Annotated in this window: 6 protein-coding genes; all 6 read left to right on the top strand. The window is 41.9% G+C overall.

What is annotated here, in order from left to right; genetic code table 11:
- The first annotated feature begins 3 nt into the window (after positions 1–3).
- The 6 genes from FCL46_RS04565 (at position 4) to FCL46_RS04540 (ending at position 11,908) form a co-directional block, all read left to right on the top strand.
- Positions 4–2,304 carry an ATP-binding protein gene (locus FCL46_RS04565; protein ID WP_136805197.1) on the top strand — a complete coding sequence of 767 codons (2,301 nt, stop codon included), beginning with the start codon at positions 4–6 and terminating at the stop codon, positions 2,302–2,304.
- Positions 2,305–2,589: 285 nt separating this feature from the next.
- Positions 2,590–4,239, top strand: coding sequence for a DUF342 domain-containing protein (locus tag FCL46_RS04560; protein WP_136805196.1), 1,650 nt, complete (start codon positions 2,590–2,592; stop codon positions 4,237–4,239).
- Complete coding sequence (locus FCL46_RS04555; RefSeq protein WP_136805195.1) at positions 4,239–4,892, top strand: CBS domain-containing protein; 654 nt, start codon at positions 4,239–4,241, stop codon at positions 4,890–4,892. The genes FCL46_RS04560 and FCL46_RS04555 overlap by 1 nt, the downstream gene beginning before the upstream one ends.
- A 484-nt stretch (positions 4,893–5,376) precedes the next feature.
- Positions 5,377–8,058, top strand: coding sequence for a hybrid sensor histidine kinase/response regulator (locus FCL46_RS04550; protein WP_167505721.1), 2,682 nt, complete (start codon positions 5,377–5,379; stop codon positions 8,056–8,058).
- 1,022 nt (positions 8,059–9,080) lie between these two features.
- Entirely contained in the window at positions 9,081–9,428 is a 348-nt protein-coding gene (locus FCL46_RS04545; protein ID WP_176371589.1) for a hypothetical protein, read from the top strand.
- Between the two features lie 26 nt (positions 9,429–9,454).
- Entirely contained in the window at positions 9,455–11,908 is a 2,454-nt protein-coding gene (locus tag FCL46_RS04540; protein WP_136805192.1) for a hypothetical protein, read from the top strand.
- Positions 11,909–12,020 lie beyond the last annotated feature (112 nt).

The following is a 12,020-nucleotide window of genomic DNA, read 5'->3' as shown; positions in this document are numbered from 1 at the left end:
TTCATGAAACTTCGTTCAATAACATTCAAACTCCTGCTGCTTATAGTATGCTCATTTGTGCTGATCATGACCGGTGTTTTGCTCCTCTCAAAAATCCAACTTACAAAAATCATCGACAGAAGCCAGCAGGCAATCTTTACAGAAAAGGTCGATGTGATCTGGGAGACATTACAAAGGGTTGATGACCGTTTACAAAAAACCGGCCTGATCGAGGCGTATAAAGATGATTTTCAAAAATCTACGATCGGTAACCTGAAGAACACCTATTATCGACAGCCGAAGATAAATTTAAAACCGATCATCCTTGACGAAAACTCCATGGTTATACTGCACCCGGCCTATCCGGCAGGGCAAATTCTTGAAAGCGGTGGCAGCAGACTTCTTGCTCAACAAACCGCCACACAGGGACAATTTTACGCTAAAACTGCCGACCATGACATGTGGTACGTATACAGGGTGTTCGACCCATGGAAATGGATCATCGTTTATGCCGTCCCGTTAAATGACAAATATGCTGACGTAATTAAATTTACTTCGTTGCTTTTTTTCACAATGTCCACAATCACATTGTTGGTTGCTATTGTGCTCTCAATAGCCATAACTCGAATGTTACGTCCGATCGGAGAACTCACCAGGACAGCCCTGGAAATTTCCAAAGGCAATCTGGATCATCCGATTAATATACACAGTTCTGATGAGATCGGTGTACTTTCCGACAGTTTCAACAACATGAGAAATGCCATTCAAAATCAGATATCCAAGCTGAGCAGAGAGGTATCGGAAAGGAAAAAAATAGAAATTAACCTGAGAGATCTTAAAAGCTATCTCACTGACATTATTAACTCAATGCCTTCAGTCATCATCGGTATTGATTCACAAAAAAAAATAACCCAGTGGAATAGTAATGCCGAAAAGATAACAGGTGTTTCTGCATCAAAAGCACATGGCATGCCTTTGGGGGAAATATATCCCGACCTCGATGAAATATATCCCATGATCTCAAAAAGCTTGGAAAAGTATGAGATAAAACGACGAACAAAGCGAGAACGGAAGACCGAAAGTGGTTCAATATATGAAGACATTACTATATACCCACTCTCAACTCACTCCGCCAGCGACACCGGTGCAGTCATTAGAATCGACAACGTTACCAAAGAGTATGAGCTTCAATTGCAGGTCCAGCATGGCCAGCGAATGGACGCCATCGGCCAGCTCGCTGGTGGTGTGGCCCATGATTTCAACAATATGTTGAGTGGCATAATTGGAGCATCAGAGTTGCTGGAGATATCCCTTGCCGGAAAAGAAAAAGAGTTGAAGTATATCGACATCATAAAGAATGCCACGGAACGGGCTGCCGGACTTACAGGGAAACTCCTGGCATTCAGTAGAAAAGGTAAGCAGCTCTCCACGCCAGTAGATCTACATGCAATAATACATGATGCGATTGCCATCCTTGAGCGCAGCATAGACAAACGGATTGTCATTCACACTGAACTGAAGGCCGAACAGTCCATGGTAATTGGCGACCCTTCACAACTCCAGAGCGGTATCCTGAATATCTGCGTCAATGCCCGTGATGCGATGCCTGAAGGTGGAGAAATTCACATTTCAACGGTCAACGCTGAATTTGACGAGGATTATTGTCAAATAGATACCAGCCTTACACCCGGTAAACATATCCAGATTTCTATTCAGGATTCAGGCACAGGAATCCCTCCCGAAATCCAATCCCGTATTTTTGAGCCGTTTTTCACAACCAAAGATGTGGGAAAAGGAACAGGCCTTGGCCTGGCTGCTGTTTACGGCATGGTACGGGAGCATCAAGGAAACATACACCTCTATAGTGAACCTGGTACCGGAACGGTATTTCACATATATTTACCGATATCAGATGAGAGTGTTCCCAGTATCACCAGCAAAGAAGAACCTGTTGCTCACGGTTCCGGCACTATACTGGTCGTCGATGACGAAGATATCATCAGAGCCACCGCATCACTTTTGATAGAGAATCTTGGCTATACAGTCCTGCTTGCAGAAAACGGAAAAGAGGCGGTGGAAATTTACAGCCGTAGAGGTGATGACATCGACCTTGTCATTCTTGACATGGTTATGCCGGTTATGGATGGTCGTGAAACATTTAATACGATAATCAAAAAAGATCCTGACGCAAAAGTGATTGTATCTTCAGGGTATGCAAAAAATGTTAGAATTGCAGACATGACGGACAAAGGTCTTGCTGGGTTTATCACCAAACCATTTAATCAGCTTGAATTGAGCAAACTGATTGCCGATGTTTTGCAATAGAGCGAGCCCCTTTTAATTGTACGTGCCTCCTTCACTGTATCACTTTCATCAGGATTCAGTTGTTAAGGCTTCCCTTTACAGTCGGGACGTTCAATATCCGGCGACCACTCAGGAAAGTAATGTAACCGTTGCTTCCAGACGGTCTCTTACAGAAGTCAACTTGAGGGAGTATGCTATAGTTGATAATAGCATGAATATTCCCAATAATTTTTGCAGTCGGTTCTATACCATTCCGGCAAACAGACTGAGAGATCATCTGCTAGCTGAATTCATTGAAAAGTCTCTATGGATACGACATACACCACTCACTTTACCTCTCAGACCATTATCACTGAGGCTGACGATGTCTCTGGGGAATTGGTCATCCATGAACGTGTAAAGCAGAACCAGGTGATAATTTCCCTGTCACCTGAGACATCACCTGATACTGCAATTCTCGTCGCCGGTGAAAACTGCTGCCTGTCCGATGATAATCAAAAACTTACAGCGCTCCTTGCTGGTTATCCGGAAGTTACCACCCGGATAGATAACGGCCGTATAATCATAGAGGCTAGCCTCAACCCACTAATCACTCTTTCTAAAGACAACATGTTGGCTTTGATGAACCTCTACCCACCGGTTCAGAGCCAGAGTGCACTGACTCTTGACGAACTTAGAGGCTATATAGAAGAACAGAATATTTGCTACGGCATAGATGAGGCACTTTTAGCCGAAACCCTTCAAACCGTTCTCTTGAAGAGTCGGCCAAGCAAGAATGTGCCGGTTGCAAGGGGAATGCTACCTATTAACGGCAATGATGCTTTCCTCCGCTTTGAAGTGGAAATTGGACCTCTGCCCGGCAAGATACTCCAGGATGGATCAATGGACTGGCGGGAAAGAAAAATTTTCATAGGTATAGAAAAAGACGAAATCATTGCCACCAAGGTACCTCTGACCGAAGGCACTCCCGGAGTTAACATTTTCAGGCAGCTCATTCCTCAGACACCTGGAAAAGATATTACTGTCAAGGTGGCCGGTGATGTCGAATATCGGGAAGAAAGTGGTCAGGTGGTTGCAAGTCGTTCGGGGGTGCTCTCCATTGTCAATGAAACCGATGTAAAAGTGAGTGCGAAGCAGACCATTAATGGTGATGTTGATTTCTCCGTCGGCAATATCGAATCAAAAGATGGTCTTGAAATACGTGGCAATGTTAAGCCCGGGTTCATTGTTCGATGCAGGGGTGACCTCCTGATTGGAGGTAATGTAGAGAGTGCAACAATCAGATGCATTGGAAACACAAAATTGACCGGAGGGATAATTGGTGAAAATGCAGTGCTTTCAACCGAAGGTGATATAGAAATCGCATTTATTGAGAGGGGAAAACTCACCGCCGGTGGAACGGTGGTAATTAGAAAAGGTGCCTATTATGCAACAGTCAGTTCCCAAAAGAAAATTCTCTGCAAACCTGATGTCAAAATCATTGGAGGATACTTTTCCTGCGGCTCCGATTTTATCGGACGTGACATAGGGTCCGGCAATGCTGCTCCAGCCTCCATTGCTGCAGGTATAAACCCAGGTCGTCTTGAACAGCGAAGAAAATTCAAAAAAGAAATTGTTACATTAGAAAACGAACTCGTTTCACTTCTCGCTATACACGGGGAGGAATATGCTGGTTCAGATGACTATCAGGAAAAGCGAAGTCACCTGAACAAGCTCAGGAAGAACCTCAGGAAATTCAATCTGATAGAGGGCAGCCCGAACTATTCCCGCCATGACGCTGCTTTCATGCATAGCAGTGCAACAATTACAGTGTATGGAAAAATTGCTGCAGGAACCCGGTTACGTATAGGAAACGCGAAAACAACTCTTGAAGAAGATGCTTCTGCCATCAGGTTCTATATAGATCGGCCAACTGGAAAAATCATAATACGTCCGTTTACCGAGAAGGAGAGATAATGTTTGTAAAGCTCTGGATGCACAGCGGGGTTATAACAGTTTTACCAGACCAGACTCTTGCAGAGGCAGATGATTTGATGACCAGCAACAGAATCAGACGACTTCCTGTCGTCGATCAGGAAATGAAAATCCTCGGAATAATTACCAGGGAAGATGTAAAGAATGGTCTGCCCTCAATAGTAGACGTAACCCTTGATGAAACTACCAGGGCATTGGCAAGGCAGGCAAAAATCGAATCGTTTATGACCAAAACGGTCATAAAGGCAACCCCTGCAGATACTCTTGAGAAAGTCGCCATGACCATGCAGAAGCACAAAATCGGCGGAATCCCGGTTGTTGAAGAAGACCGCCTCATTGGCATCATAACAGAATCAGATATCTTCAAAGCTTTTGCAGAGATTCTCGGTGGGAACGAGAATAGTACAAGAATAGAACTTATTGCCGATCAGGGAAAAGATACGTTTTACAGCATTATAGATATCTGCAAAACACATGATATCGAGATAGAGAATATCGCTCTGTGCAACAACTACAGCACTCAGAGCAGAGCTATAATTTTGCGAATCACCGGGCAGAATATTGAACCTCTGGTCGATGCACTTTGGAAGACTGGTTGTAAAATCAATAGTGTTATATCCGGTACCCCAAGATGACTTCGTAGTGAAGGACAGAGAGGGGGACTAATCTTCTGTTGACTTTTGCAATTTACAATTTCATAAGAACTCAGGCAGGTTAGGCTAATTCGAAATGAAATACACGCCACTTCCAAGTGACCACTACCAACGATAGTGGTATATAAAACAGGAATACACAATCAAAAAGGAGTTTTCCGTAAGAGGAGTAGTATTCTTTGACCGTACCCGGTTAATGGGTGTCGCCCCGGCGTCTCACAAAATATCCTCAGACCATCTCCCCTGAAACGAATGCGGATAACACTCTGTTATCGAACCTATGTCGTGTTTTGATTGACTGATAACACGTCATGACCTATTAATACCGCAACACCTCCCTCCGTCAACTTGAACAATAGTTGAGAAATTGATAGTTTTAGTAAGACGTAGTTTTTACAACTACAATCAGGAAATGAAGTGTAGTCTGAAGTTCATTCCACATTTATTATTCACAAAGTTTCTGTTTATGCTCAAAACACATGTCCTCTATATCTTGGTACTGTTCACCGTGCTTTTATGTCCACAAAATTTCGCTAAAGCTGCAGAAACTAATGCCTTTATCCTCCACTCCTATCATCAGGAGTACCCCTGGACTAAACGTGAAAATAACGGGATAGTTGAAACACTACAAACCCTCAATCCTGAAAGCGACATAACGTTTTCGACAGAGTACCTTGATACCAAACGCGTTCAATTTTCGACCGAATATCAGGAGTTTTTTGCAAAGTACCTGGAAACTAAATATGCGGGACTTCGACCAGATATCGTTTTTGTAACCGATGATAATGCTTTAGAATTCATCACAAACCACAGAAGTAGAATATTTCCCACTGTCCCTGTTGTATTCTGTGGAGTAAATGACACCTCCTTTATCACGCAACATTCATCAGATGATATCTACGGGGTTTTTGAAGAAAAAGATATTACAGCGAATCTCCAGCTTGTTAAAAAGCTATTTCCAGGAATTGAAAATGTCACCTTTATTGGCGACAACTCACAGACATACGAAGTCATTTACCGCCAGATTCTGGCCGCCGCAGCATTAGATTTCCCTCAATATGATCTGAGCTTTGTCGCACACAGAAACCTGAATCAGGTTGAGAATCTGATAAGGGCAACATCCAATACAGTTCTTGTTCTTACAACCATAGGAGGGTTTCATGATAATCACGACCAGGTGCTATCCATTAGCACCACCCTCAAGCGGTTGAGAGCTCTTGGTGAATACGCGATTATCAGCATGGAAGATGTGTACATGCACGACGGAATACTCGGCGGAGTAACAACCAGTGGAAAAACTCAGGGAGGGAGCGCTGCTGAACTAGCCTCACAACTTCTCGAAGGCAGATCAATTAGCGATGCAAAACACTATGTGACCGGTGAAAACATTCCTACATTTGACCACCGCGAACTGGTTCGTCTAAATATCCCAGAATCCCGCCTCCCCCATGATTCTATTATTGTTAACAAACCATTATCGATCTATGAAGAATTTAAAGATGTTATCATCTCTGCGTTTCTCACCTTCCTCATACTCTGTACACTCATATCTTTTCTTCTGATAAGTATAGTACGCCGAAAAAAAGCTGAAGAGGATTTGAAATCCAGTAGAAATTTTTTAAATTCTGTCCTTGATAATCTCCCCGACATGGTCTTCGTAAAAGAAGCAGAAAATTTAACCTTTGTCAGCCTCAACAAAGCGAGCGAAGCTTTTTTTAACGAACCCACTGACAATGTTATCGGCAAAACTGATTATGATTTTTTTACCAAGCAGGAAGCTGACTTCTTCACGTCCATTGACAGAAAGGTACTCACGAGTAAAAAGTTTTTTGAAATTCCATCAGAACCAATACGTACATCTTCTGGCCAAAGACATCTTCACACAAAAAAAATTCCGATCCTCGATGACAATAACAAGCCAATATTCCTCCTTGGTATTTCCCGTGATATAACCAACGATATTATAGCCGCTCAGGAAAGAGTAGAGCTTGAAAACAAACTCAAGCAATCACAAAAGATGGAATCGATAGGGACACTTGCCGGTGGCATTGCTCATGATTTCAACAATATTCTCAGCTCAATCATAGGGTACACCGAGCTGGCACAACATCAGCCCGATGTTACTCCAGGAGTGAAAAAACTCCTGGATGGTACTCTGAAAGGAGCAGAAAGAGCAAAACAACTGGTCCGTCAGATTCTGACTTTCAGCAGAAAAAACGAGCAGGACAGAAAACCAGTGGTCTTAGCCGATATTGTGCAGGAGAGTCTCACATTATTAAAATCTACCCTGCCAAGCACTATAGATATCAAACACGAGATATACTCCAGAGGAAAAATATTAGCTGATCCAACGCAGATGCATCAGGTTATTATGAACCTGTGTACTAATGGCTATCAAGCCATGCAGGGAAATAATGGCATACTCAGGGTACGCCTGCAGGAGATAGATGATAAAGTATATCCTTCTGACGGAAAATTTTCAGATTTCCCTATGGGGCCTTACCTCCATTTAACCGTTACTGATTGCGGTAAAGGGATGTCCAAGGAGCTATTGGAGAGGATTTTTGATCCCTATTTTACTACAAAAGGTCCTGAATCAGGAACGGGATTAGGACTTGCTGTTGTTCATGGCATAATAAAAAGTCACGGTGGGCATATTGTAGTAGAGAGCGAAAAAGCACAAGGAACGACAGTCAATGTTTATCTGCCAAAATTTGACAACACCGAGGAAGAAACTGAAAATACAGCCAACCAACAGCCTGTACACTCCGGGTCGAAAAACGGAGAGTTAATTCTACTTGTGGACGATGAGCCTGACCTTATCAACCTCACAACAAGCTATCTCACAAACTACGGATATAGAGTACACTCCTTTTCTGACAGCCAAAAGGCTTTAGACCAAATCAAAAAAATGGAGGAACACTATGCAGTAGTAATCACAGACATGACAATGCCAAACCTGACAGGCGTTGAACTTGCCCAGGAAATCACAGCATTAAGTCCCAGTACTAAAGTCATTCTCTGTACAGGTTACAGCGACAAAATTAACAGGATGAAAGCTCTCTCCATGGGAATGAGTGAATACCTGGAAAAACCAGTTTCGATCAATGAAATGCTTGCTGCATTAGATAAAGTTCTTTCAAAATAGCAGGCACATTCATTCTTAAGAACTGATGCTGGTCCATCAATCTCTTCCATCAGATCGTAGTTGTTTATCAACGTCATCTTTTAACAGATTCTCTATATTTCGTCTCAATAAGAATACCTGCCCCCTTCGCACATCGCGTGCCTGAAACGTTAATGCAGTTCATGATCCTCCTTTATTCTGTCAGACCTCAAGGAATGGGGATACAAAAATAATCTTGCGCTCAGCGGAGATACACACGGTACTTTATCTCAAGATAAAGAATATTACGTGTAAACACTTATCCAGCGAATAAGGTTTACTTTATTGAAAATTTCATACTTGAATCCAATGCAATGTATTTCCAGCTATTCATTTACGTTTGTTAAAGAAAAATACGACAACATTAGATCCACCGACACAGATTATTGCTCATAGATATTCCCCTGAACACTGGTAGCTACAATTCTAATTAGCTGTAGGGTGTAATATCAGATAACTTTTTTTTCAGAGAACATACTCTCCAATAGTATATTCTATAAAAGCATTAAACCTATTGCTTTTTCACCCTATAATTAATAAAATCAAGAGCTAATCCACCCCGTTATTACTTCTATCATCTATCATACTATTTGGTAAAAAGAAGCCCCCCTCTTCTTTCCAGCTTGATAGAAATACCAATTTCATACCCAACAATGTCAACATTTCGTTTGCCAGGATTTCCTCTATATTTCATTTTCTGCATAGTACTGTTTTGCACCATTTTGGCAAATACTCCCAGAGAATCAAAGCTACAGAACAACCTGAGCAAAGAAGAACTGCAAATTCTTCGAAAAAAATTCGAAATCAATGGGTTTGGTATTCAAACATTTGCAAACAGCACACTACAGTCACGCATCTCCGCTGATAGTTTCCGTATACAAAAAAAGAAAATTGGATTTTTAAGTTTTGCGTTACTCAATGAAGGAATATTCCGGAACGCTACTATACAACTCTTTGGTTCGAGTATACAGAGCGAGAAAGGTATTACGTTTGCTTCCATTCCAATGGAAAAAGCATTGTTGAGCCTACCAGCAAACAGATTGACATCGATTATTGCAGTTCCTGTAAAATTGGATCTCTACAACGATGAATCGCTTTTTGCCTCTATAACCGCTGAGAATGCCACTTTCACAATAGAGAAAGATATAATTGTTTTTCGGGATACGGTTCAGTTTATTTCCAAAACACACCGCCTGTTGTCTCAAGAACTGTATTTCAATGTAGAGGAATCGTTACTTCATGTTTCAGGACAACATGAACTCAACGGTCTTAAAGTTCATACAGCAGCAAACTATTACCTACCAGATATGCACCTCAAAGATGCTTTACTACCAAACGATACATCTATTTAAATAACTAGAAAGGGGGAAGGGACTACATGCAACGTAAACTCATTTTTTTTGCAACACTCATAGTAATGACCTGTTGCTTTATCAGTTTTACTTCAATAGTAAATGCAGGCGTCACAGAAGGGCGTCAGTTACTATTTAACAATGGAATGCCAACCTACTCAGGGATCATCTCTGCAAACGATGAATTCAAAACTGTCTTAGCAACTGATCCTGATAATCAGGAAGCAAACCTATTTTATGCTATTACCCGCATAGTGGCTTTTAGCCTCGATAATGGCAACAATGCATCCTTGGAAACAATACGAGACCTTTACGAAACCTTTGGCCTCGTCCGAACAGAACAGGACAGCCTAGATTACTTTCCCATGGAATTGCCGGAGAGTCTGAATGACCAATATACTCCCCCTTCTACTTTTCCAAGCGGTGAGGAATTCCATGACTTTCTTGCAGGTCCGTTTATCGAAGAATTTACAGGAGCTATTGATAATTTAGATACGATCGCTCCTACTTTTTCAACTGTATTAACTGCTGTCGAACTCAATGGCGCCCCCGTATCACTTGATTATTACGATGTCCTCATTGTTAAAGCAATGCTGCTCAACTTTAAGACAATTTTCGAGTTCATTGTTGCGTATGACATAGACTCTGTCGATATTCGGGAACTTCTTGTGCTCGGTAGCGCAGGCGTCCTCCAAGTTCAAAGAGACCTTTTGGATAAGTATGATAATGCCCTGTCGCTGAGAACAGAAGATGGTGCAAATCATCTTGCTGTTACCTGGGAGACTTTAAATAATGCTATCAACTCCTTCGCAGAAGCTTTTGCCTTCGTAAAATCACAGTATGAAGTATCGGACTATCGCGACACACACGTATTCTCATTTGATTCACAAGACGCGCTCGATGGCGCTGGAGAAATGCTGGCATACCTTCAGGAAGTTCAAAACTCAATTGCTGAAAACAGGGTTGCCGATTACTCAGAAATAGAAGATTGGTTCTCTCTTAGCTCTACTGAAGGTGGTTATGACATTGATATGTCGATCTACTATAACGGCCAGGGCGAAATAACTAACAAAGTAGTATATAGTGGTAATTTCTTTGAAGACTATCCAGTAATAGATCTCTTTTCACTCATCAACAATGAAGTATCCTTTACAATTTCTCATATCGGTTCCTCCTGCACTGTTGCATTTAACGGATCTGTCGATAGTTCAAATGATATAACCGGCACCATGGTAACTTCTCCTGAGTGCCTAACTCAGCTGGACCATACCTTCACAGGCTATCATTCTCAATATCTGGGTGAAGATCTTTTTAATGTTATAAATCTGAATCAAATCTTCGGCACAAACAGCCAGACGCCTCTCAACCTTGCAGCTGTACTACCGAATTTTTCCGATGATAATAATCCACTCTACGGAACATTCCCGCCTACTGATGAAACTTCACCTGTCCTCAATGGAATTTTCCCAAAAGCGACTACCAGTCAGGATTTGTCATGGAAGTTTGATCTTTCAAAACCTACTTCTTTACGCAATCCTCTGATCGCAACCAAACTGATTGATGGGAATTTCCAAGATTGGCTTCCTGACACACCAATACTTACAGATCAGCTTGGAGATAATGCAAGTTATTGTGGAGAAGATCTTGCACATGTATTTATGGCAATGGACGAACAGTATATGTATTTTGCCATCACATTCCAAGACCTTATCTCTGCCCAACCTTCTGATAAGATGGCTGAAATACACCTTCGCTACCCATGGGAAGAATGGTATTCCTACCGAGTTTCTGCAGGAACCGACGATAATGGAATGACATGGTGGGTAAAATTTAGAGATCCCAATTATAGAATTATCAATGAATATCAATTCGACCATGCAGCCGCAGGTGAAAAATTCATAGAAATGCGTATTCCGTTATCCGATGTAACACAGGCCATGGGTTCTATAGATGGTATCCATATTGAAGCAAACGGACAATGTGATCAATTGGAAGCAAGTACACGGATCAACACTACAACGATCAGCGGCAATGTTATTATTCCTGCAAGTGCTTTCATTGACGGGCATAAGATCTTTGTTGGTGCCTACTATTTCCCTCCCACACCATACAATGAAATAGGAAGTACCTACATAGACGAAACATCTCAGTCATTCTCTATCTCTGGAATACCCTTCAATGCCGGTGAAGTCTTTATAGTTGCCCGTCTTGATGATGACGGTAATGGCGCAGTAACACCCGCAGACTTATCCTGGTATAGTACACGTACGGTTTCTGATAGCCCGGTAATAATTGATATAGATTTCGAAGAAATTGTGACTCAAAAACGGTTAGCTGATTCCATCTTAAACCTACGTATTCTTATAGGAGAAAATCCATTTGGCTTGGAAATGATCAGAGATCACAGTAATGACGGTAAATATGGTATTGATGATGCAATTTACAGCCTGCAGGATGCTGCAGAACTGATACAACCCTAATATTCCACACTCAAACCATATGGGGGGTGAACGCTTTACGCGTTCACCCCCCATATTTTCAGTTCACCTATCCTGCTCCAGGTACAAACGCGACAAATCCGAACCAATTGAA

This window comes from Desulfosediminicola flagellatus, from assembly GCF_005116655.2.
In the GTDB taxonomy this organism is placed as follows: domain Bacteria; phylum Desulfobacterota; class Desulfobulbia; order Desulfobulbales; family Desulfocapsaceae; genus Desulfopila; species Desulfopila flagellata.
This window is presented reverse-complemented; position numbering and strand designations above follow the sequence as displayed.